At 36.0% G+C, this 24,836-nt stretch carries 18 protein-coding genes; 8 read left to right on the forward strand and 10 right to left on the reverse strand.

Going from position 1 to position 24,836, the window contains the following annotated elements:
• Window positions 1–48: 48 nt before the first annotated feature.
• From MUB18_RS07890 to MUB18_RS07905, 4 genes are all read right to left on the reverse strand, one after another.
• The gene (locus tag MUB18_RS07890; RefSeq protein ID WP_248755555.1) at window positions 49–1,518 is read right to left on the reverse strand and encodes a glycine--tRNA ligase; all 1,470 of its coding nucleotides are present in this window, start codon (window positions 1,516–1,518) and stop codon (window positions 49–51) included.
• Window positions 1,519–1,726: 208 nt separating this feature from the next.
• On the reverse strand, window positions 1,727–2,188 hold the full coding sequence (bcp, locus tag MUB18_RS07895) for a thioredoxin-dependent thiol peroxidase (protein WP_248755556.1): 462 nt from the start codon (window positions 2,186–2,188) through the stop codon (window positions 1,727–1,729).
• A gap of 37 nt (window positions 2,189–2,225) precedes the next feature.
• Complete coding sequence (locus MUB18_RS07900) at window positions 2,226–3,947, reverse strand: M23 family metallopeptidase (RefSeq protein ID WP_248755557.1); 1,722 nt, start codon at window positions 3,945–3,947, stop codon at window positions 2,226–2,228.
• Between the two features lie 6 nt (window positions 3,948–3,953).
• On the reverse strand, window positions 3,954–4,565 hold the full coding sequence (locus MUB18_RS07905) for a fumarylacetoacetate hydrolase family protein (RefSeq protein ID WP_248755558.1): 612 nt from the start codon (window positions 4,563–4,565) through the stop codon (window positions 3,954–3,956).
• 310 nt (window positions 4,566–4,875) lie between these two features.
• Between MUB18_RS07905 and MUB18_RS07910 the strand changes: the two genes are divergently transcribed.
• The 7 genes from MUB18_RS07910 to MUB18_RS07940 all read left to right on the forward strand — a co-directional run bounded on the left by MUB18_RS07910 (window position 4,876) and on the right by MUB18_RS07940 (window position 14,997).
• Window positions 4,876–5,514, forward strand: coding sequence for a DUF6266 family protein (locus tag MUB18_RS07910; RefSeq protein ID WP_248755559.1), 639 nt, complete (start codon window positions 4,876–4,878; stop codon window positions 5,512–5,514).
• A gap of 32 nt (window positions 5,515–5,546) precedes the next feature.
• Window positions 5,547–6,197: an HAD family hydrolase gene (locus MUB18_RS07915; RefSeq protein ID WP_248755560.1), complete on the forward strand. Its 651-nt coding sequence runs from the start codon at window positions 5,547–5,549 to the stop codon at window positions 6,195–6,197.
• An 89-nt stretch (window positions 6,198–6,286) separates the two neighbouring features.
• Window positions 6,287–6,787, forward strand: a complete 501-nt coding sequence (locus MUB18_RS07920) for a gluconate 2-dehydrogenase subunit 3 family protein (protein WP_248755561.1) — start codon at window positions 6,287–6,289, stop codon at window positions 6,785–6,787.
• 1 nt (window position 6,788) lies between these two features.
• Entirely contained in the window at window positions 6,789–8,504 is a 1,716-nt protein-coding gene (locus MUB18_RS07925; protein WP_248755562.1) for a GMC oxidoreductase, read from the forward strand.
• A 533-nt stretch (window positions 8,505–9,037) separates the two neighbouring features.
• Window positions 9,038–12,187, forward strand: coding sequence for a SusC/RagA family TonB-linked outer membrane protein (locus MUB18_RS07930; protein ID WP_248755563.1), 3,150 nt, complete (start codon window positions 9,038–9,040; stop codon window positions 12,185–12,187).
• A 17-nt stretch (window positions 12,188–12,204) separates the two neighbouring features.
• Window positions 12,205–13,767, forward strand: coding sequence for a RagB/SusD family nutrient uptake outer membrane protein (locus MUB18_RS07935; RefSeq protein ID WP_248755564.1), 1,563 nt, complete (start codon window positions 12,205–12,207; stop codon window positions 13,765–13,767).
• A 54-nt stretch (window positions 13,768–13,821) separates the two neighbouring features.
• Complete coding sequence (locus tag MUB18_RS07940; protein ID WP_248755565.1) at window positions 13,822–14,997, forward strand: glycoside hydrolase family 76 protein; 1,176 nt, start codon at window positions 13,822–13,824, stop codon at window positions 14,995–14,997.
• A 55-nt stretch (window positions 14,998–15,052) separates the two neighbouring features.
• Here MUB18_RS07940 and MUB18_RS07945 read toward each other — a convergent pair whose 3' ends face one another.
• The 5 genes from MUB18_RS07945 to MUB18_RS07965 form a co-directional block, all read right to left on the reverse strand.
• Window positions 15,053–16,861, reverse strand: coding sequence for a M60 family metallopeptidase (locus MUB18_RS07945; protein WP_248755566.1), 1,809 nt, complete (start codon window positions 16,859–16,861; stop codon window positions 15,053–15,055).
• A gap of 364 nt (window positions 16,862–17,225) precedes the next feature.
• Window positions 17,226–18,212: a class 1b ribonucleoside-diphosphate reductase subunit beta gene (nrdF, locus tag MUB18_RS07950; protein WP_248755567.1), complete on the reverse strand. Its 987-nt coding sequence runs from the start codon at window positions 18,210–18,212 to the stop codon at window positions 17,226–17,228.
• 101 nt (window positions 18,213–18,313) lie between these two features.
• Window positions 18,314–20,419, reverse strand: a complete 2,106-nt coding sequence (gene nrdE, locus MUB18_RS07955; RefSeq protein ID WP_248755568.1) for a class 1b ribonucleoside-diphosphate reductase subunit alpha — start codon at window positions 20,417–20,419, stop codon at window positions 18,314–18,316.
• Window positions 20,379–20,786: a class Ib ribonucleoside-diphosphate reductase assembly flavoprotein NrdI gene (gene nrdI, locus MUB18_RS07960; RefSeq protein WP_052627489.1), complete on the reverse strand. Its 408-nt coding sequence runs from the start codon at window positions 20,784–20,786 to the stop codon at window positions 20,379–20,381. Before nrdI ends, nrdE begins: the two co-directional genes overlap by 41 nt.
• A gap of 30 nt (window positions 20,787–20,816) precedes the next feature.
• Window positions 20,817–21,050 (reverse strand): thioredoxin family protein, encoded by a 234-nt coding sequence (locus MUB18_RS07965; protein ID WP_021191847.1) that lies wholly within the window; start codon window positions 21,048–21,050, stop codon window positions 20,817–20,819.
• Between the two features lie 364 nt (window positions 21,051–21,414).
• Here MUB18_RS07965 and MUB18_RS07970 point away from each other — a divergent pair, with 364 nt between their 5' ends.
• Window positions 21,415–23,817, forward strand: coding sequence for a prolyl oligopeptidase family serine peptidase (locus tag MUB18_RS07970; protein ID WP_248755569.1), 2,403 nt, complete (start codon window positions 21,415–21,417; stop codon window positions 23,815–23,817).
• A gap of 219 nt (window positions 23,818–24,036) precedes the next feature.
• Here MUB18_RS07970 and MUB18_RS07975 read toward each other — a convergent pair whose 3' ends face one another.
• Window positions 24,037–24,555, reverse strand: a complete 519-nt coding sequence (locus MUB18_RS07975; RefSeq protein ID WP_045755287.1) for a DUF2911 domain-containing protein — start codon at window positions 24,553–24,555, stop codon at window positions 24,037–24,039.
• Window positions 24,556–24,836: the final 281 nt, after the last annotated feature.

A 24,836-nucleotide genomic window follows, 5' to 3' on the forward strand; every position in this document is an offset into this window, starting at 1 on the left:
ACTTTTGGGGGCATTGCACACTTCAAAGAAGCGACATCCTTTTATCAATTACAAAACCTTTTTTAATAAAGTATTCCAACCCACAAGGTCAGAAACAAATTTTTCCAGATCAGCAATTGCTACACGCTCTTGTTGCATCGAATCACGGTGACGAATAGTAACCATGTTATCTTCTAATGATTGATGGTCAACTGTAATACAGATCGGTGTACCAATAGCATCTTGACGACGGTAACGTTTACCTATTGAATCTTTTTCATCATATTGAACATTGTAGTCTAATTTCAAAACAGACATAATCTCACGCGCTTTCTCCGGAAGACCATCTTTCTTGGTTAAAGGTAAGATAGCTGCTTTTACCGGTGCTATTGCAGGAGGGAATTTCAATACAACACGGGAATCTTGTTTTTCATCTGTAGAAAGATCTTCTTGGACCAATGAATTACATAATACCGTTAAAAACAAACGATCTAAACCAATCGATGTCTCTACCACGTAAGGGATATAATTTTGATTGATCTCGGTATCAAAATATTGCATTTTTTTACCAGAGAACTCTTGGTGTTGTTTCAAGTCAAAATCTGTACGGGAATGAATACCTTCTACTTCTTTAAATCCAAATGGAAAATTGAATTCAATATCCACTGCTGCATTAGCATAATGTGCTAATTTATCATGATCGTGGTAACGGTAATTATGTGGGTTAAACCCTAAAGCTAAATGCCATTTAAGACGAGTTTCTTTCCATTTGTTGTACCATTCCATTTCTGTACCTGGACGAACAAAAAATTGCAATTCCATTTGTTCAAATTCACGCATACGCATGATAAATTGACGCGCAATGACTTCGTTACGGAAAGCTTTACCTATCTGAGCGATTCCAAAAGGAATTTTCATACGGCCAGTTTTTTGCACGTTTAAGAAGTTAACAAAGATACCTTGAGCAGTTTCAGGACGTAAGTATACTTGTTCAGCACCATCGGCCATTGCTCCCATCTGTGTAGCAAACATCAAGTTGAATTGACGAACATCAGTCCAGTTTTTTGTTCCAGAGACAGGACAAACAATATTATGATCTTCAATAATTGTTTTCAAACCAGCAAGGTCGTCAGCGTTTAAAGCAATGTTTAAAGCTTCTAATAAAGCAGTTGCTTTATCAGTTTTACCATCCGCTTCGTAACGGGCTATTTTATCTTCGATCAACTGATCAGCACGGTAACGTTTTTTAGAATCTTTATTGTCGATCATGGGATCGTTAAATCCATCCACGTGACCTGAAGCTTTCCAAGTCGTTGGATGCATAAAAATAGCAGCATCGATACCGACAATGTTTTCATTCAATTGCACCATGGATTTCCACCAATAGGTCTTCAAGTTATTTTTCAATTCAGAACCTAATTGACCGTAGTCATAGACAGCACTTAAGCCATCATATATTTCACTCGATTGGAATACAAAACCATATTCCTTGGAGTGTGATACTATACTTTTAAAGAAGTCGTCTGTTTGTTTGCTCATAAGTAGCAAATATAAATATTAGTATTTAGATTTCAGATAGTAGGGCTTAGATATTGCGATTTAGATTTTAGTACGACATGAATGCATACGTCCATCTGTGTGAAAAGCCTCTTTTGCAGCAATTGAAATGATTACTGCAAAAGGGGGTTTCCAAAGTTGCCGATATCACATGTGTTTTCTGTGAACCAGCAATAGGGTTATCTGCTCTCTATTTTATTAGATCACGGATTTGTTGTGAGGCATTTTTATTATCTACCTTTTTAACAATATGTGCAATATTTCCTTGTTCATCAATGACAAATGTTGTACGTGCTGTCCCCATGTATTTTTTGCCGTACATGTTTTTCTCGACCCATACGCCGTAGTCATTGACAATTTTTTGGTCTTCATCCACCAGCAGTTGAAAGGGTAGTTCATGCTTGTTGATAAATTTTTGATGCGATGCTTCTCCATCAATACTGACACCTATAACTTCGAAACCTTCCTTTTTTAGAGACTGGTAATTATCTCTAAAATTGCAAGCTTCTGTCGTGCAGCCTGGCGTATTATCTTTTGGGTAGAAATACAAAATTACTTTTGTGCCCATAAAATCTGACAAAGAAATGCTTTCTCCATTTTGGTTTGTAGCCGTTATTGCAGGTGCTTTTTGTCCTACTTCTAGTGTTGCCATATGGTATTATTATTAGTCTTACGTACTAAGATACTGATTATCTCGTGAAATTGGCTTCATAAACCCTTACATTGTCTTTCCAATCTTTGACCTCCAGTTTAAAGTTGTGTTTTCCAGCACTTAAATTAGATTCAAAAGTATGCCAAATATGACGGTTTTTAGGGTCATACTTCATCAGTACCCATTCGCCATCGATATAGGCATTAAAGGATTGAATACCGGATAAATTATCTGAAATGGTAAAGTCGATCTGTTTCTGGGCAGAGACATTTTTATTATTTATTAAATTACGAGCCGTAATCGTTGGTGCGATTGTATCGACTGCAATATAGAAATCGCCAAAACTGCGTACCGATCCTGTCACTAAGCCATTTTCATATTTTCCTCCTTGAGATCCACCATCAGTGGACATAAGCATTGCTTTGCTGTAAAGTTCCTTTGTGAGCTCTGCAGTTGGTCTAATGCTTAATATGTACGAACCAAATACAGGAGTAAATTTATTATGAATACGCTGAAGTTGCGAGTAGGCATTGACAGGTTTGGGACCTTCGCTATATGTAAAATTCAGATTGTCGTACAAGGTGTTTTTAGGAACAGTCACCTTTACATTATCAGCTTGAAAAACATTGTCAAGTAGAAAATTGAAGTACTTTCCTGCGTTTGATGGAGTATTTTTCACCACGTAGGTAGCATCCCTTTGCACTTCAAAATTTATTTCTGTTGCATTACCCTGTACATCTTTTACAACGTAGCGAACTTGATGCACTTGGTCATCTTGGAGCTCCATAACACCATTATTTTCCAATTGATAGTAGATGTCTATCGGGTTTCCAGGCTGCTTGAAACTTTTTTGTACGCGAACATTCGATTTTTTCCAGTAGGGGTAATCGATGTACGAATGGATAGCACGTGTTTTATCAAATGGAATTGCTTCGAATAGGACAGTGCTGATATTTTTGTTGTCCAAAAACAGTTCAATCGAGTATACTCCATACGTAAAGGAAATGCCTTTGCGTTTATCCACGGTGTTAATCCCTAAACCAAATCTGCCATTAACAGGAATGGGAGAGTTACCAGAAAGACTATAGTTGCCATTTGCAAGCGCTTTTACAGTCTGGTGTCTTCTTGGTGTATTTTCATTGAAAATGGGGTCTGCAAGATCATAAACTGTTAGACCTCGAATAATGGGTTTAGTATCATCGGGAAAGGTAAGTCCGAATAATTGAGTGTTAAAAGGAAGTTGCTGCTTTGTGTCTCGGATTTCAAAATGAAGATGTGGTCCTGCCGAACCACCCGTATTACCAGAGTTGGCTAAAAGCTGACCTTTTTTTAAATTAAACTGCCCTGGTTTTAGAAATAAATCAACATCAAAGCGCTTTTGTTTATATTGTTCTGCTTTTATAAAAGCATTTAGTTCATTGTTGAAGCTTTCTAAATGTAAATATACAGAAGTATACCCGTTAGGATGATCGACATAAACCGAATTTCCGCCACCACCAATTTGTACACGAATACGTGACACAAAACCATCTGCTACAGCATAAACAGGTATATTAATTTTCTGCTGTGTGCGGTAATCATCGCCACCATGAAAATGAGTAGCCCTCAATTCGCCAAATGAACCAGATGCCTGTGGAGCGATATCCATAGGCCGTCTAAAGTAATTTTGTGGATATTGACGATGTTTGATGATATCTTGTGCTTGTATCGTTGTCGTAGCTAGAGTGAGCAGACTGATTATAAAACTTAATTTCTTCATAATCGCTTACTTAATAACACAACTAAACATTTGCTCTTGACCGATATATCCAACTAAAGTATCACCAATAATTACTGGTCCCACGCCTGCCGGAGTTCCTGTATAAATTAAGTCTCCTTTTCGTAAAGTAATGAACTTGGATATATATACAATTAGATCTTCGTAAGAAAAAATCATATCTTTTGTATTTCCCTGTTGTACAAGCTCAGTATTCTTGACTAATGAAAAATCAAGATTTTTAAGATCACCTAAATTTTCTTTAGGTATCAGTGTACTGATAACTGCTGAACCGTCAAAAGATTTCGCAAGTTCCCAAGGTAGCCCCTTTTCTTTATGTTTTTGTTGTATATCTCGAGCTGTAAAATCTATTCCTAATCCGATGGCATCAAAATATGTATGTGCAAATTTGGCACTTATATGTTTACCCTCTTTACAGACACGTAAAACGATTTCAGCTTCATAATGAATGTCATTCGAAAAATCGGGGTAATAGAAGTCTTTGTTGTCTTTTAGTAAAGCTGTATCTGGTTTCATGAAAACAACGGGTTCTTTGGGAATGGGGTTGTTGAGTTCTTTAGCGTGGTCTATATAGTTGCGGCCTATAGCAATAACTTTCATCGTGATCTATCTTAAAATTAAGGCACCTGAGTATATGAGTTTTGGTGCGGAATATACAAACTTAGCAAATGTAGAAAGTAATTCAAATTGATTCGAGCTAAATACCTACCATATTAGAATTTAAAAGAGGTTTAATAGAGATATAACAGGGGGTTAATAGGGGGTTAATAGGGGTATACCCCTATTAACCCCCTATTAACTCTAGGTAAAAGGTATATTATTCCTAAATAAATCATATATTTTGTATATATTTGGTATTGAGTAGGATAAGTGTGATTGTGCAACCAGAACAATATAAACTAATAAACCGATGGCAATTCAAGAAAACGGTCCTAATGGACTTTTTAAAGGTAAAGTGGGTTCAGTATATGGTTATGAGCTCAACGGACAGAATATTATAAGAGGCGCTCGTAGAAAAAGTAACAAACCACCGAGTGAAGCAGTACTGTTGAATCGACAGAAAATCAAAGTTGCGGGTAACTTTATGCGGCCTATAAAAAGTCTGTTGCAATATGGATACCGTAATATTGCGCCCAAAGGAAGCAAAATCGGTCCATTTCAATTGGCACAACAACACATCTTAAAGGAAACAATGGAATTGGACGCAGATTGCCAATATTATGTCAATGTAGAAAAAGTTTTTATTTTTAAAGGTCCTCTTTCTCCTCCGGTAGGATGTTCAGTAGAGAAACATGGCAAGATGCTACATGTCAAATGGACTGCTATTCCTGATTATGCAGATAAAATGTTTAAAATAAATGTTGCTTTATTCAATACCAATAACTTTATCCAGCTTGATATTGGTATTGCAGAGGTTAATCAAGGGGCATGTACGATACCGTTAGTAGGATATGGTGATGCAGGAGTTCCAATTCACGTTTATTTAGGAATTTGGGATTCTTTACATGATCTGCTTTCTGATTCCGTGTATTGCGGTATTGTCGAATAGGAATTGCCCTAGGGTTTACCTATTTTTAACGGATGAAAGATTTAAGAGCTGTATTTTTTGATTTTGATGGGACCTTGGTAGATTCTGAACGTTTTTATTTTGAAGCATGGAAACCCATTCTTAAACAGCACTTTGCTGTTGATTTGGATTTCGAGACTTGGATTCAGTATTTTGCAGGACATACTTTGGCCCGTAATATACTAACGATGCAAGAACTCTGGGGAGTTGATGTTAAGGAAGAATTCATGTGGAAAAGTACTAGGGAAAATTATGCAAATCAAGATATGTTAACGATCCCTTTGATGCCACACGCAAGAGAATTAATTGATTTTTTGGTGGAAAGGGACATTCAGATGGGTTTAGTGACTTCCAATTTTAGGCCAACCGTTGAGCGCATGCTTGAGCATTACGGCTTGTTGCAACATTTTTCATGGTTCGTAACGCGTGAAGATGTTGTTAATCCTAAGCCGAACCCAACTTGTTATCAAAAAGCCTTGTTATTATCCGGTTTTGATACATCAGAAGTCGTTGCTGTAGAGGATACCGCTACAGGATCTCGTGCTGCATATGATGCCGGATTGACATGTATTGCTGTAACAAAGCAAAAAGCTGAACGTGATCGCTTGGATTTTGTCAACCATCTTTTATTCGATCTTAAGGAGGTTAATGACCTACTCAGATAGTTTTATGTAATTTTTTATAAAAATTAATCGTTTTAGCTTTGTTATTTTTAATATTATCTTTAATATTACAGCAGTAAGAATACCTTATTATGATGAATCGAAGAACCCTTGTTAAGCAGTTATTTATTATCGCAGGAGGAATCGCCATATTGCCTTCTTGTCTTCGTGAACAAGGGGGAGCATCAATTGTGCTCCAAAATATTAAGTTATCAGCTTCAGATGAAGATTTTTTGGCAAAGCTTGCTGAAATTGTTATTCCTAAAACAGACTCTCCAGGAGGATTAGAACTAAATTTGCATTTATTTGTGATGAAGATGGTCGATGATTGCGAAAGTCCTGAAAATCAACAGCATTTTTTGAAGGGGCTAGCTATAATGAAAGAGCGATTGGACTCGATTACGCTGGATCAAACTTTAAGCTCTTTAACGGCTTTGGAGAACGAAAAAGAGGGAGATGAAGCTGCTTTTTTCAAGATATTCAAGAACCGCACTATTCAAGGTTATCTAAATTCTGAATATGTAATGAAGAATAAATTGATTTATAAATTGATTCCTGGTCCTTATGAGCCTGCAGTAAAATTAAAAGCATAAAATGGCAAATATTAATATAGATAGTCAAAAGAATAGAACTTACGATGCAATTGTGATCGGTTCGGGGATCAGTGGTGGATGGTCTGCTAAGGAATTGTGCGAAAAGGGGTTGAAGACTTTGGTTTTAGAGCGAGGTCGGGATGTGAAGCACATTAAAGATTATCCAACCACCAATATGAATCCTTGGGAATTTGAACATCGCAATGAGATGCCTTATGCCATAAAACAGGAAAATCCAATCGTTAGTAAATGTTATGCCTTTCACGAAGATGCGGCTCATTTTTTTGTCAAAGATAAAGAGCATCCTTATGTACAAGATAAACCTTTTGATTGGATTCGCGGATATCAAGTAGGGGGCAAGTCGCTTTTATGGGCGAGACAGACACAACGTTGGTCTGACTTTGACTTTGAAGGTCCAGCTCGTGATGGTTTTGCTGTGGACTGGCCTATTCGTTATGCCGATTTAAAACCATGGTATGATTATGTTGAAAAATTTGCAGGGATTGCTGGCGATAAGGATGGTCTGCCCGAATTGCCTGACGGTGAATTTTTACCAGGATATCCGCTAAATATGGTAGAAAAATATTTCAAGCAATCGGTATCCTCTCAATATCCAGAGCGGAAAGTAATTTCAGCACGCTGTGCACACCTTTCCAAACCGAATCAAATTCATTTTGATCAAGGACGTGTACAATGTCAAAATCGTACTTTATGTCAACGAGGTTGTCCATTTGGAGGTTACTTTAGCTCCAATGCCGTAACGTTGCCTTGGGCTGCAAAAACAGGAAATATGACTCTCCGTCCTTTTTCTGTAGTTCATTCTATTTTATATGATGAACAAAAAGGTAAAGCTGTAGGTGTTCGCGTGATCGACACCAATACCAAGGAGGAAATCGATTTTTATGCGCGTATTATCTTTGTCAATGCAGCAGCAATCAATACAAATTTAATTTTGTTGAATTCGAAATCCAATCGTTTTCCTAATGGTCTAGGTAACGACTCGGGTGTACTGGGAAAATATGTTGCTTTTCATAACTATAGTGCCCGGATTTATGCAGAGTATGAAGGACTACAAGATTATACTACTGAAGGAAGAAACCCAGCGGGTGGGGGATATATTCCTCGATTTAGAAATTTACATAAACAAGAAACGAACTTTCTTCGTGGATATGCGGCAGGTTTTGGTGCTTATCGTGGTACCTCTGCTGATCGCTCAGGTGCTGGGGAATCCTTGAAAAATAATTTATTAAATCCGAAATTAGGCAATTGGCAAGTCGGTTCCCATATGATGGGAGAAACGATTCCAAAAGAATCTGGCCAAGTAACATTGGATACAAAGAAAACAGATGATTGGGGAGTTCCTTTACTTCATATTGCTGTCGATTACGATGATAATGACGCAAAGATGAAGAAAGATTATCTCGATACGATGGAGGATATGTTTAAGACTGCCGGATTTACCAATATTCGACGTGATGATGGTAGTCAGGCTCCAGGCCTGGACATTCATGAAATGGGGGGAGCGCGTATGGGCTTGGACCCCAAAACGTCTATACTAAATAAGTGGAATCAAATGCATTCGGTACCCAATGTTTTTGTTACAGATGGTGCAGCAATGACATCAACTTCTACTCAAAATCCTTCTCTAACTTATATGGCTTTTTCTGCTCGTGCAGTGGATTATGCGATAGCAGAAATGAAAAAAGGAAATCTATAAGATTTATTAAAGATTAAGCTTTTTTTAGAAAAAAGCTTAATCTTTAAAATTAAAATGCTAATTTAAACCAATCTTGATTAATGATTATCTGATTTAATCAAGTTACAATAGTCTAGAAAATCCTTGAAACAGCACTGGTGATGCGGTGTATTTAAGATTATTGTGCAATTTATAGACTCAAGCTTGAAGAAGAAATTATGATATCATGACCAATTATAATGGAAGTTCTCTCTTGAAATATAAATCGAGTTAAAAAAATAATAACCATACTGAATTAAAAAAATTGTTATAGTGTCTTTGAAAGGGAATTCTATTACAATCTTTATTTTTCTAATAAGCTAAAACGATTAAACAAATTATGATATTAAAATCAACTATGACCAAAACTTTTCTTAAGGCATAAAATATGCTTTTTTAATAGATTATAACCAACAAACAAACATGTGTTAACATTTTGAGGGAAACTTATGGATTCATTTTTTTTCCTAAAAATGGCTAAAACGATTAAACAAATCTAAATCATTTTAAAAATTATGAACAAATTTGACGCAAGAACATTATTGCAGTTAAAGAAAAAATCAAAATTGTTTTTTTCATTAGCTGTTATTGCTGGATCTATGCAACATGTCTATGCATCGTCAGTTACTTCGTTAGGATACGTGGAAGTATCAGAAGCAAAAAACCTTGTTGCTAAACAAGGTCAAGTAAGTGGAAAGGTATTGGATGGTACAGGCAATCCAGTACCAGGTGTGACTATCTCGGTAAAAGGATCTCCTGGAGGAACTCAGACAGGACAAGATGGTAGTTTCAGTATCAATGCTAAAGTCGGAGATGTACTCGTTGTATCGTCTGTAGGGTATAAGACCTCAGAAACAAAAGTGACAAGTACCACCGGTTTAACGATTCGTCTCGAATCAACTGCAGATCAATTGGATGAGGTCGTTGTAGTCGGTTATGGTACGATGCGTAAGTCTGATGTGACCGGATCTATAGCTATGGTAAAAGGTGCAGACATGATCAAAGATCAGAATTTTAGTCCATTGGACAACCTAAGAGGTAAAGCATCTGGGGTTAACATCTTTTCCAATTCCAGCCAGCCTGGAGCCTACGGTAATAAGGTAATCATCCGAGGAATGGCAACGATCAATTCTTCATCTAGCCCATTATATGTTGTCGATGGAGTTGTCATGGAAGATTTTCAATTGTTGAATCCCAATGATATTGAAAATATTGAAGTACTAAAAGATGCATCTTCTGCTGCTATTTATGGTGCTCGGGGTGCAAATGGAGTAATTCTAGTTACGACCAAGCGTGGTAATAAAGATGGAAGACGAACCATTAGTTATCAGGGATCACTTGGTGTAAGTTCTCCGCAGCGTTATATGGATCTTTTAAATGCACAAGAATGGACAGATGCATTTATGATTGGCTTGGAAAATGAAAATAAATACCAAGGAAAAACTTGGAATTTAGATCGTTCAACATGGTTTAATGATCCTGATTACTTTGATGCTACGGGTAAACCTTTGTATGATACCGATTGGCAGCGTGAAGCAACTCGAACAGCTATTTCACAAAATCATCAACTCAGTATTCAACAAGGTGATGATAAATCCTCAGTTGGTGCTTTTATTAATTATACGGATCAACAAGGTATCGTTAATAACACGTATAATAAACGTTTGAATGGTAAGTTGGCTTATGATTCTAAACCCACATCTTGGTTATCAACAGCTGTCAACTTAAGTGTGAATCATACTTGGGGACGCTATACGCCTGAGGATGGGGGAGGTCAAGATGCGCGTCGTACAATGATTGAAATGCTTCCTTGGCTTCCGGTAAGAGATAAACTCGGTGAATATACAAATTCTGCTTCTTCATCAATCGCTGATGTTCTTGGTTTTGAAGGTATGGCCAATCCAGTTTCAATTTTAGAACTGCAAAAGCGTATGCGGTATAATACGCAGATTTTTGGTAATGCTGCTTTGACGTTTCATCTTGCTGATGGATTAGATCTGAAAACACAATTTGGTATTGATAATCATGATAAAAAATATCAGGGTTACTCATCTATATCATTGAATAATATCTCTAAACCAAATGGTTGGGCTGAAAGAAATCATACCAATACTTTCTATTGGCAGGAAGAGACTTATTTGACTTATAATAAGCAGTTTGATAAACACCGTATTAATGCAATGGCTGGTTTGTCGTGGCAAGCTCGTACCTATGATTTCGATAATTCAAGAACGGAAGGTTTCTTTGATGATTTTTATGAATTCAATAATATGGGTATCGGAATTTTACCGGCTCCTCCAGGATCAAACTGGAATAAATGGGCAATGAACTCGTATTTTTTAAGAGCTTCTTATTCGTATGATAATCGTTATTCAGCGACTGTTACGAGTCGTTATGATGGTTCATCCAAATTTGGAAAAAATAATAAATATGCTTTTTTCCCGTCAGCTGGTTTAGCATGGAATGTTTCTAACGAAGATTTCTTAAAAGGAAATGAATCTATAAGTAACCTAAAACTACATAGTAGTTATGGAATGACGGGTAATTCTGAGATAGATCCATATAAATCTTTAGCTATTGTTGAAGCTGGAACTATATTATTGAACAATAATAGAGCTCCATATTCTTTTGTGAGTACCATTGCCAATCCTGATTTAAAATGGGAGAAAACAGCTCAGTTTGATTTCGGAGTTGAGTTGGGATTATTTCAAAATCGTTTAAATTTTGATATTTCTTACTATCATAAAAAAACTACTGATTTATTGTTAGATGCGCCTGTGCCAACAGCGTCAGGATTTAGTACGGTAATGAAGAATATTGGTTCTGTACAAAATAAAGGTTTAGATATGATGATCACAGGTACTCTTGTAAATAACGAGAATTTCAACTGGAAATCATCTCTAAATATGAATTACAATAAAAACGAAGTATTGAAATTGGGTGAAAATAATGCCGATATTTTAATGAATAGTTGGGTTGGTGGACCTAATAGTGTGATTCGCGTGGGAGAAAATTTAAATAGTTTTTTCGGTTATCGTAGATTGGGAATTTATACACAAGCAGATGTGGACGCGGGTAATGCTACCTTAAATCAAATAGGTAGACCAAAACGTACAACAGAAAAAGAGATTATTGGAAAGGGAATACCGGATTGGACGGGTAGTTTTATTAATAATTTAAGATATAAAAACTTTGATTTTACTTTAGATCTTCAATTTGTTAAAGGAGTAGAAGTAATGCAACAATTTTTTCATTCTACTTATGACCGTTTTGGTATTACCAATGGCTTAAAAGAGATTTTAACCGATGCTTATAACGGTACAAATCCCAATACCATGGAGCAAGCGATCTACCTCACTAATGGAGGACATGCCGGTCAAGATAGTAACGTTGACGATTCATGGGTAGCAGATGGCTCCTATATTCGAGTGAATTTAATTCAATTGGGCTACACGTTTAAGCCAGAAGTGTTGAAACGGGTGGGGATGTCTAATTTAAGGATCTATGCAAATGCTAATAATCCATTCTTATTTACATCGAGTGATTTCAAAGGATATGATCCCGAAAGTACTTCTCAAGGAACAGGTAATTTTGGACAAAATATGACATTCTTTGCTTATCCAAGAGCGAAGACTTTCTCTTTAGGTCTTAATGTTACATTTTAATTTTTAGAACTGAATACATGAAAAATAAATTAATTATATTGTTACTGGCCGGATTGGCAATGACAACTTCCTGTAAAAAATTTTTGGAAGAAGATCCACAATCAAATTTATCATTAGAATATTATTACAAAAATGCTGGACAAGCCGAAGCAACAGTAAATTCTCTTTATCGACGTGGGGCTCCACAGCGCATTTCATTTGCCAGTAGTGCTTATATTGGACCTACAGCCTCTGTGAATACGATGTTGACTGGATACTTTACCAATAGCTACGAAGGACAGGAAAGAGTCTGCTTATTTTCACGTGAGTTGACTCGTCAAAATAATACAAATTTGATTTCTGGGACGATGAATACCATTTGGGATGATAGTTATAAAGCAATTAATATAGCCAATGCAGGTTTGAAATATATTCCTGAAATTAATATGGCTGAAAATGTGAAAAATCGACTTCTTGGCGAAACTAAATTTTTTAGAGCCTTTAACTACTTCTATTTAGTAAAAACATTTGGAGCAATACCTCTATCTACAACTCCTAATGAGACTTTAAAGGATGATCTTTATTTAGAAAGAACAGATGCTGCGACAGTATATGCATTAATTGAGGCTGATCTGAAAGAAGCTGTTGAATTATTACCGGCAACTAAATTTGCCCAAAATGGTCATCGTATTACCAAATATGCAGCCGCAATGACTTTAGCAAATGTTTATTTGCAACAAGGAAAATTTGCAGATGCAGCCGTCGCAGCTAAAATTGTGGTTAATTCAGGTCATAGCATGACCACCAACTCAGACTTAGGAATGAACAGTGCCTACAATCGTTTACGTAGTACCGATGATCTGGATGAAGTGATTTATGCTCAAGAATATGATGCAACAATTAATAGTGGCAGTTGGTGGCCAACTTATGCTTTTAATTCTTCTGCTGTATCGGTGTTTGATAAGTATGCGATCTTTGAACGTGTATTTGGTCCAACAAAGCAGTTTTTAAATGTGTATGATACCAAAGATCTTCGTATTCAACCCAACCAATTCTTTCATTGGAAATATACAAATCCGAATACGGGTAAGGTTTGGGAGTCAACTGAAGCAGGTGTTTGGTATTATTTTGATGAACAGGCATTACTGACAACGGGAAAGGCAACGAAAGATTGGAATTTTTATCGTTATCCTGAAGCTTTGTTGATTGCTGCGGAAGCTATTGCTAAAAGTGGTAGTGTGACTGCTGAGGCTGCCGGTTACTTAGCTCAGGTTAAAGCTCGTGCTAATACCGAGAACAAAACTGTGGCTGATTTTACATCTGAACTTCAAGGTTTATCTGTTGATAATTTTGTGAAAGAATGTTGGATTGAACGGTTGAGAGAGTTCCCATTGGAGTTTAAAATGTGGGATGATATTTTAAGAACAAAAATGTTTCCTGTTATATCTACGACAGAAGCGGGTAAAATTGATTTCGTTCCTCTTATTGGAGCTAAAAATGGATCAGGTGCAATCTTTAAAGAATCAGATCTTTTATGGCCAATTTCACCAGATGAAATTCAAAGAAACAATAAACTAACGCAAAACGAAGGTTACAATTAAAATCGAAAGGCTGTCCCGTACTCGGAACAGCCTTTTTTAGATCTCATCGCAAATATGAAATTATTTAGTTTTTGTGCAGTTTTAATGATTCAATTGTATATAATTCCGTTGTGTGCACAGGAAAAGGTGCCATTTGATTTGGCAGCTTCACAAACCATGAAGCGGATTTATCAGTTTTTTGGAAATTCGGATAATCGGTTGTTATTGGAGAAATATCCTTTTGATGAAAATTTTAAAGCTGATTATTTAAACAATAATGAACAAGCGGCGCATCAGAAAAAATATGCTTATCTATGGCCTTTTTCGGGTAGTTTTTCGGCAGTGAATGCGTTGATGGAGTTGCCAAAGCAAAAAAAAGAATATCAAAAAATTCTGGATAAAAAGGTGTTGATAGGTCTTCATGTCTATCGCGATGAAAAACGTCTACCAGTAGGTTATGCTTCTTATTTGAACACAGCAGCTGCCTCTGATCGTTTTTATGATGATAATATTTGGTTGGGTATTGATTTCACTGATAGTTATTTGTATACTAAAAAGGATGTATATCTTACAAAAGCTAAGGAGATATGGAATTTTGTAAAAAGTGGTGAAGATAGCCTGCTAGGAGGAGGAATCTATTGGTGCGAGCAAAAAAAGGAATCAAAAAATACCTGTTCCAATGCTCCTGCTAGTGTATTTGCACTAAAACTCTTTGAAGCAACAAAAGATAGTGTATATTTTCTAGAAGGAAAACGGCTTTACCATTGGACAAAAGAAAACCTGGAAGACCCTACTGATGGACTTTATTGGGATAATATGGGCTTAAATGGTCATTTGGATAAAGCAAAATATTCGTATAATTCAGGTCAAATGTTGCAAGCTGCCGCTTTATTATATCGATTGACCAAAGAGAAGCACTATTTGATTGATGCTCAAAAAATAGCTGAAGCCTGTTATTCTTATTTTTTTCAAGATGTCACAGGACAAGACTTTAAGCTGCTGAAAAATAGTAACCTTTGGTTTCATGCTGTGATGATGCGGGGTTTCATTAGTTTATTTGAACAAGACCAAAACCCGAAATATATCACTGTATTCGCTAAAAATTTGCACTATGCGTGGCGGAATATGCGCGATGAGAAGGGATTGTTCTATGCCGATTGGACGCTTAAGAATCGAAAAGAGAAAAAAGATTTACTTGATCAATGTGCATTTGTAGAAATGTATGCTCGATTGGCAAAGCTTAGTTATTAGCAAAAGAGGCTGATTTTTTGTTGATCATATAAAAACCAGCCTCTTTTATTAATTACTATAATACATTCATCCTTGTTCCATCCCATCCGACAGCTTTGACCTGTGTCGTGCCTGCTGGAGTGTGTACAATTGTATTGGACGCATCGTTTGAACCAGCACCAACGAAGGCTACCTTTACCAATTTTTCGCCTGTGTATGTTTCAAATGCTACTGCATTTTTCCACGCATTATTTTGAATAATGATTTTACCTTCCTTTTTTTCAAAACCAGCTCCTGTGTTTCCACTTAGGGGTGATTTGTTTTTATAGATGTCAGCACTATTTGCGGTGATATAATGTAATACTGGTGTTGAGGGTTTAGAATATTTTGCAGCATACTGTTTTATTTCAGCAATATCTGAAGCGGTGATTGTCATTTGTGCGCAGGTATAATCATCTACCCACAGATCTATTGGTATGAGCATACCAGACTGTTCAAAGAAATCTGTCAGATCTAATTTTGATGCATCACATGCGTTTTTGATAAACTCGAGCTGGTAGTATGCGTCTTGTTTATCCGCTGTTGCTGGAGTATTAATTGCTTTCGTAAAGATATCACCATAAAAGTTTTTGTTCTCCCATGGATTTCCTTTTCCCGCAACAGTAAAGTACAGCTGTAATTGCCAAAGGGGAACTAATTTTACGAAGTGATCTCCGCCCCAATCACGTGGACGTTGACGATCCCATCGGTCTGGACCTGCCTGTGTTAACCAAGGTTGACGGTGTACAAATGCAGATTCCATATAAGAGGTGATTCGACCTCCAATTTTAGGTTCATCGTAATCTTTTAAGCGCTCTCTTTCTAATTTTGGACTATGACTATTGTAGACATATTGTGTCCATACCGAATAAATGTTGTTGGTTACTTCTGTTGTACCGACCCATTTCATATTTGGTCGTACTTGATTGACATGACCAAATTCATGGGCTACTCCCCAAGAATTTTTTCTAAGATTAGCGACGTTAGCGACATCTTTCATGGTATTATCGTGAAATGCAGCTCCGATACCATCGGCATGCATAAACCCTTGCCAGATCACACGACCAAACATCCTATTTTTAGGAACTCTTTTAGTTTGCGCTAATCCCATAATTTGGTGTTGAATACCGATAATAGAATCATATAGCTGGATCAGTTCTACGCCTTGGTGAGGTGCATTTTGCTGTAATGATTTGACCGAATATGCCAGTTGTACTTGTTTTCCAACAATGTCTAAAATTGGACCCGAGGCATTTGCCAGCATATCATCCCAATCTTTATTGGTATGCTTACCTCGTTCAAATACATCATTCACTTTCCCACCGAGTATGTGGATATTGATCTTTTTTGACGAAACTTTGTCTTCTGAAAAATATTGAATGTATGCATTTCCTTTATTTTCAATCTTGAAAGCATTATATCCTTCTTTGAGCTGGTAATCTTTTTGTTCAAAATTTTTATCATCCCAATTCGTTACACGAAGAGCAAGTATTGCTCCATTGGTCTTTCCGACCCATACAATTGCATCGTCTCCTGCAGAGAAATAGATACCTGTTGGGTTTTCATATTGAGAGTATGGACTTGTTTTGAGCTGTTTGCTCAAGATGATGGGAGAGAGGTAGTTTGTATAGGCACGTAAACGTTTTTGAAGAGGATAGGATCCATCTTTTAATTGTCTTGCGGCTCTCTGCAAAGTTGGGTTGCTGATACGCGCAATATCTTCATCGTTGACATTCTTTTTTATTTGACTGTAATCGTTTTTTGCAAATAGGTGGCTATACTCCTGCTGTGCATAGGATTGTATACTGATAGCAGATAATAATAAAAATGTAAATAATTTATTCATCTTAGTCGAATTGGTTTGTTGGTAACACCAAATATAGTTCAAAAGAGCTTCCTCTGTATTGCTTCGATTTCAGACAAACGTTTGTGTAATAGAGGTTTTACGTTTTATAGTTTTTGCTCTGTTTCTTCAATTATTGATAACGAGTGTGAAAGTTTGTATTTCAAGTTGATATGTTTGTCTTTTACTGTTTTGGAGTAAAACAAGATATTCGTTATTTCTTATGGCGATTTATCATATGAATATTGGATGTATTCATGTATCTGATTATTTAACTCTACAAATCCATCAAATCATGGATTCGTTTAAAATAAAAATTCCCTTTACTTATTCAGTAAAGGGAATCTATATCGGATTAAATATATCCTTATACGTTTACTGTAGCATCCATTTTAAAATCATCATCTTTAAGATGTACGATTTCCATTGACTTTTCGTAGTTAGTTGATTTTTTAGAGAAGAAGTCATGTTGTGTTGTTTCGGTGTTTAAGCCGTTTAAAACAATTGGATTTACTTGTTTTACTTCAAAAATTGGATCAAATCCAAGATTCATTAATGCCTTATTTCCGTTGTAACGTACATACTCTTTTACTTCTGCTGTTAAACCAACTTCTGTATAGATTTCTTCTGTATATTTCATTTCGTTGTCATACAACTGGTTCAGCAAAGTAATAAATTTTTGTTTTACCTCTTCCTGATTTTTTATTTTTTTGAAGACTTCTTGTGCCATTAATCCAACAAAAACACCGTGGATAGACTCGTCAGCAATGATCTTTTTGATGATGTCTGCAGATGCCACCATTTGTCCTTGTCCACATAACCATAAAGGCAAGAAGAATCCTGAATAGAATAAAAATGACTCTAGAAGCACAGATGCAGCTAAGGTCATAAATAATTCTTCGTTTGTTGGATTTTCCTTATCTAATACGCGATAGTAAGAATCAATGGTAGAGGCTTTGAATTGCAAAAATTTATTTTGTTCTACCCAACCGAAAATATCATTGATTTCGTTTGTCGTAGATACTGTTGTAAAAATAGTTGAATACGATTTTGCGTGAATAGCCTCCATCATACACATATAGGATAATACAGCCTTATTTTGTAAAGACTCCGTGTGGTCAATGATTTTTGGCATACCTGTATGGCTTTGTAATGTATCTAACAAAGTCAATCCGCCCAATGCTTTTTTATAGCATTCTTTCATTTCCCAGCTTAATCCTTTCCAACTATCGATATCTTTTGAAGGGATATATTCGGTATCAATCCAGAATTGTCTAATATTTTGCTCCCAAAACATCAAGGCATAATCATTATCTGGCGTATTCCAGTTTACAGCAGTATATTGTTTACTCATTATTTTTACAGCGAGAATTATTGAATGTATCTGTTAATAAAGCTATTCAAAAGTTTTATTAGCTTTTGAATAGCTTATGGGTTTTATCTTTGAATGAAGAATTATGCAGAACAAGAAACACAATCTTCAATAGATGATTTACGTGTACGTGTATAATACAATGACTTAAGGCCTAATTTATGTGCATAAATATAATATCTAGATAGGTCACGTGTATTATCCTTCGAATTGGTGTGCAAAATTGTACTTACCCCTTGATCTATGTGGCGTTGGATAACGGATACTAATTTAAGCACCTTGAATTGATCCATGTCGTATGCTGATTTGAAGTAGAAGTAATTATCATTTGTCAAATAAGGCATTGGATAATATGTTGTACTATCTCCATACTCACGAACTTCGATGATATCTACAATTGGCATTACTGATGCCGTTGCATTCATGATATAAGAGGTGGATTGGTTCGGTGCAATAGCCAATCGATAAGCGTGATATATACCATGCTCTTGAACTTCTGCTTTCAATTTTTCCCAATCTTCAATTGTTGGAATATGTACCCCTTCAAATAATTCTTTAACCTTATTTGTTTTTGGTAAATAATCGCGTTCTGTATACATGTTGAAATATGATCCATCTGCATAAGCTGATTTTTCAAATCCTACAAATGTTCTTTTGCGGTCACGTGCGATTTCCATAGATGCCTCCAAAGAGTAGAAGTTCATCATCATAAAAAATGCGTTGGCAAAATCTAATGCTTCTTCCGATTCGTACATGATAAAGCTTTTAGCTAAGTAACCATGTAGGTTCATCGCACCAAGCCCGACTGAGTGAAGTTCTTTGTTTGCTTTAGCGATGGATGGAACCATTTTGATATCGGTAACATCAGATACCATTGTCAATGCACGCATCGCCAATTTAACAGATTCTTTCACGCGTTTATTGTCCATTACGGTTGCAATATTCAATGAACCTAAGTTACAGGAGATACCGTATTTGATTTGATCTTCTTCTCCATAAATATTGATTTCTGAAACTTCTGATACCTGCATGATTTCGGTACATAAGTTAGAGAATTTTACTTTACCAATACCATTCAATGCATGAACACGGTTGGTGTTTTCTTTATAGAAAATATATGGGTAACCTGACTCTTTTTGTGTTTGAGCCACTTTTACCAAAAGGTGACGTGCGTTTATTTTTTTCTTCTTGATATTTGGATTCGTAATCAGCTCTTCGTACATCTGGTCCATATCCATCTCGTCCAATGGTATACCATATTCTAGCATCACAGTATGTGGATAGATTAAATAACAAGCTTCATCTTTTTCCGCTAATTCCATGAATTTATCAGGAATAATGATACCGATAGAAAGTGATTTGATACGCACTTTCTCATCAACGTTGATTTTTTTACAGTCAAGAAACTCTTCAACGTCGGCATGGAATATATTCAAATATACCGCACCAGCACCAGGGCGTTGACCCAATTGGTTGGCGTATGAAAACGTATCTTCCATGATTTTCATGATGGGAAGAACACCTCCAGCACGACCTTCCACTCCTTTGATAGCTTCACCTCGAGCACGAATTTTTGAAATATTGAATGAAACACCTCCTCCTATAGAAGATAGCTTCATTGCTGAATCAACAGCATAACCAATGCCATTCAAATTGTCTCCAATCTCATCTAAGAAACAAGATACCAATTCACCAGAACGTTTTTTACCTGCATTTAAGAATGTTGGTGTTGCTGGTTGATATTCTTGATTGATAAATAATTCGGCATAAGCAATCGCTTTTTCCACACCTTCTTGACGTGCTAAAAATAAAGCTACTGCTACTACGCGGTCTTCATAGCGTTCCAAAAATTTCTCCCCTGAGTCGTCTCTTAACGCATAGCTCTGGAAAAATTTAAATGCAGCCATAAAGGATGCAAAGCGGAATTTTTTTGCAAAAACAAAATTATAAACGGTTTCCATTTCTTCGTATGTAAACCATTCGTAGAAATTGATATAGTAATTTTGTTCAATTAAATAATCGATTTTTTCTTTTAGTGTATAAAAGAATACGGTATTCTTATTTACATACTCTAAAAAATAGGCACGAACTGCCTCTTTATCTTTATGTAAGCTAAACTCGTCCTCATGTTTGATCATGATTTCGTTGTTAAGCAATATCCAGTTTTTTGCTACCTCGTTTGCTACCATCGCAGTTGTTCTTTATGATGTCAATAAATTGGTTAATATCCTCCATTGTACCAGACAATTCAAATTTGAAAGCCAATGGGATGTCAAAATCCGCTGAAATTTTGTCAGCTGCTAATCCGAAGTTTTGCCCCCAATTGCGGTTACCACTCGAAGTGACCGAATAGATTTTTGAAGCATTTGCTTTCATAAAAACTGAGGTCGCTTCGGGTACTTGTCCGAAATTAGTTGTAAAAGTCACGAGATGCCCCGATTCTTCAGCAACAAGATCTGCGGTTATTTTATGTCCTTGCCAGCCTGTGATTTGCGTGACCTTATCCATAAAACGTTGTACATTTCCTGTTTTGCTATCGTAATAAATATGTATCATGGATTATAAAAATTTGATACCAGATTATTATTATAATGCGATTGCTCCTAATTCTTCAGGCTTGAAACCGATAATTCGGTGTTGAATTTCGTCATTTTCCAAAACGATAACGGTCGGAACAGTGCGTACTTTAAATTTTGCAGCTAAATCAGGTTGATCAAATGGGTTGATAGACTCATATTTGATACCTTTTTGATCTAGATATGCAGATACTTGAGCACAAGGTGCACAATCGTTTTTCTCGAATTTGATGATTCTTGCCATGATTTTTACTTAAATTTAAAATCGCGCTTCCTAAAAGAAGGCGAGTTGAGTTGAATGATTTTAACAAGTTTGAGAAGCCTAATTTCTCAACTCTAACAAATATCATAAATTTAATTCGAAGCTGTAATTTGACTTTTCCACATTGGTGGAAAAAAGTGAGTGATATATGCCTTTGCGCATGCGCAATATTTGTATTCGATTGGTTATCAGTATTAAATTAATGTTGATAACTTTAGAACCTCTAAAATATATGTATTTTAAGAATGTTTTTTCTGTCTAATATTAGTGTCATAAAGTGACTACATCTTCTAGCTTTTATTTAATTTTTTACTATATTTTGACAGCTTATTATATTACAATATATATGAAAAAATTATTTTACGGTTTATTATTTTTGTTATCTCTGGAAGCCTCTGCACAAGAGAATATTACCTTCCAGCAACCTTCTTCTGAAATTTTAGCTTTAGCTGATTTTGTTCGTCCTCCTCAAATGCGTATATCAAGTGATCGTAATTGGATTTTGTTTATGTATCGTCCTACGTATAAATCACTGACAGAACTGGGGCAGGAAGAGATGAAATTAGCTGGTCTTCGGATTAATCCAGTCACAAATGTTTTAAGTGCAGAAAATTTCTTTAATAAAATATCATTAAAGAAAATTGCTGATGATAAAGAGTTTACCGATTTTAAAGGAATGCCTGAAAATCCAGCATTGTCAAATGTAACTTTTTCTCCAGATAATAAGAAATTGGCGTTTACCCAGACAGATGCTACAGGTACTGCATTATTTGTATTGGATTTAACCACGATGCAGGTCACACAATTAACATCATATGTATTAAATGCTACTATGGATGCGCCATTTAAGTGGTTCAGAAGTTCGGATCGTCTTTTAATTTCAACATTGCCGGCAAATAGATCCAAGTTAATTGATCAAACTAAGGATCTACCGGCAGGACCAATTGTTTCGACAAGTGATGGCCAGGTTTCGCAATTGAGAACTTATCAAGATTTGTTGAAAAACCCACAAGATGAAGCAAATTTTGAAACATTGGTACAATCTGAGTTAAAGATCGTAGATCTAAAGGGTGGAATAGAAAAGTTTAGGGAAAAATCTATTTTTGCAGGAACTTCATTTTCTCCAAATGGTGAATATATCATGGTTACTACAATTAAGAAGCCCTATTCTTATATTGTTCCCTATTCTAGATTTCCACAGGAGACAGCTATTTACGATCTAGCAGGAAAATTAATCACGCAGGTCAGTGATGTTCCTTTGATTGAAGTAATGCCTAAAGGATTTTCCGCGACACGTACGGGTAGACGCAATCTGCATTGGAGAGATGATAAGCCTGCAACTTTGGCTTTTGTTGAAGCGCTAGATGAAGGAAATCCAAGTAAACAGGTGGAGTACCGCGATGCGCTATATACATTGGACTTTCCTTTTACAGGTCAGCCAAAGCTCATCACAAAAACTAAAGATCGATTTGCTGGTGTTACTTGGGGTAATGATCAGTATGCTTTGGTCAACTCACAATGGTACGATACACGTAATGTGAAAACTTTTTTGGTTGATCCTACTTCTGGAAATTCGAGATTGGTCAATGATCGTAATAGCCAAGATGTGTATAATGATCCAGGAGATGTCTTTAGAGATCGTAATAACTTTGGAACTTATCCGATGTACATTCAAAATGGAAAAACCTTGTTGGTTGGAAAAGGTTTCACCAAAGAAGGTGAGTTTCCTTTTATTGATGAATTGGATCTCAAAACTTTAAAAAAGAAACGTCTTTATATAGCTAAAAACTCGGATCTTCAAGAACGCATCGTACAACTTATTGATCCCAAAACAGGGGACATGTTGATTTCTTTGCAATCAGCTTCTGTTTTTCCGAACTATTTTACAAAAAATATGAAATCAGGGAAGCAAAAAGCACTGACTCATTTGGAAAATCCATTTAAAAGTTTAGAAAAAGTGCATAAGGAGATTTTGAATTACAAGCGTAAGGATGGTGTTGATCTTTCGGGAACATTATATCTACCTGCTGGTTATGATTTCAAAAATAAAAAGAAACTTCCTTTATTAATTTGGGCTTATCCAAGAGAATATAAGGATAAAAATACTGCAGGACAGACTACGGCAAATCCAAAAGAATTTACTTATCCTAGCTATGGATCTTTTATTTACTGGGTATCTAAAGGTTACGCTGTATTGGATAATGCGGCATTCCCAATCGTTGGAGAGGGAACACAAGAACCAAATGATACTTTTATCGAACAATTAGTCGCTAATGGTACTGCTGCGATCGATGCTGTGGATAACTTGGGCTATATTGACCGTAAGAAAGTTGCTGTGGGAGGCCATTCTTATGGAGCTTTTATGACGGCACATCTTTTATCTAATTCAAATTTATTTGCAGCCGGAATAGCGCGCTCTGGTGCTTACAACCGTACATTGACGCCTTTTGGATTTCAAAGTGAACAACGTAATTTCTGGGACGATCCCCAATTGTATATGACCATGTCTCCATTTGTGAGCGCCGATAAAATGAAAACACCTTTATTGCTTGTACATGGGGGAGCAGATAATAATCCGGGGACATTTACCTTACAAACTGAACGTTATTTTCAGGCATTGAAAAATCTTGGTGCTCCTGTGCGGATGGTTATTCTTCCTCGAGAGGCACATGGATATGTGGCTAAGGAGAATATTTTTCATTTATTATGGGAGCAGGATCAGTTTCTTGAAAAATACTTGAAGAATTAAGAATTTTAAAAATTAAAGGAAGAGGCCAGATGTTGTACATTCATCTGGCCTTTTTAGATTTCTCCTCCACATGATCAATGAAGTTTATCGGCATATGCTCGACTTCTCATTATGATGGCGACTATTTTGATGATGCAAATACTTGTATCAATTTTTCAAAAATCCAGTGCCAAATTTAATTGGTTTTGTTTATCCTTTGCTATCAATTCTTTTGGTCAGTTAAAGCGCAGATTTGACTTGTATAGGAAGTACATAATCGCCCCATAAAAGACCTATTTTACCCGATTTATCAACATCAATTTTAAATTGTTCTTGTGTTAGATTATTAGTTTCACTGGATACATTAACGCGCAGGGCGTCTTGATTTTTATCATATTTTGTACCCCATTGATCCCATGTTTTATTGAAAATCACAATGGTTTCCTGTTCTCCTGGAATCGTATATAAACTATATTTTCCTTTCGGCAACTTTTCACCTTCGACAAGGACGTCGTGATCAAAAGCTACTGTGGTTGCTTCATTTGCTCCGGTACGCCATACTTCTCCTATTTTAACGATGTCAACTCCAATTTGTCGTCCTTTTAAAGAAGGGCGGCTATAGTGTATATCAATTGTTACCCCATCATTTGTAGTGACTTTAACACTATCAGGAGGGCTTGCTCTTTTGCTTTTGTCTGTCTGTCCAAATACCGTGGTGCAGATGATGCTTAACATGAATAGAATAGCTGTTGTTTTCATAATATTTTTTAGTTTAAATATATGTAAAAAAAATATATTTATCTTATTAATAGGCTGTTCTATTCTCAATTTGTTTTTGGATATGGTATTCGTTCCGAGATCTTTATTGATCAAAAGTAGTGATCATCATGTGATTTGTCACATTCTTAGAAAATGTAAAAAATAAGTGTATGCAAGTAAACTTGTTTGTAAATTATGATTAAAATTAGATCGATAAGGTTTAAAATAGGTATTGGATGTGGATAATGAAAAAAGGGAAATATGCTTTTATTTCATATTTC

This window comes from Sphingobacterium sp. PCS056 (genome assembly GCF_023273895.1).
Lineage (GTDB): Bacteria > Bacteroidota > Bacteroidia > Sphingobacteriales > Sphingobacteriaceae > Sphingobacterium.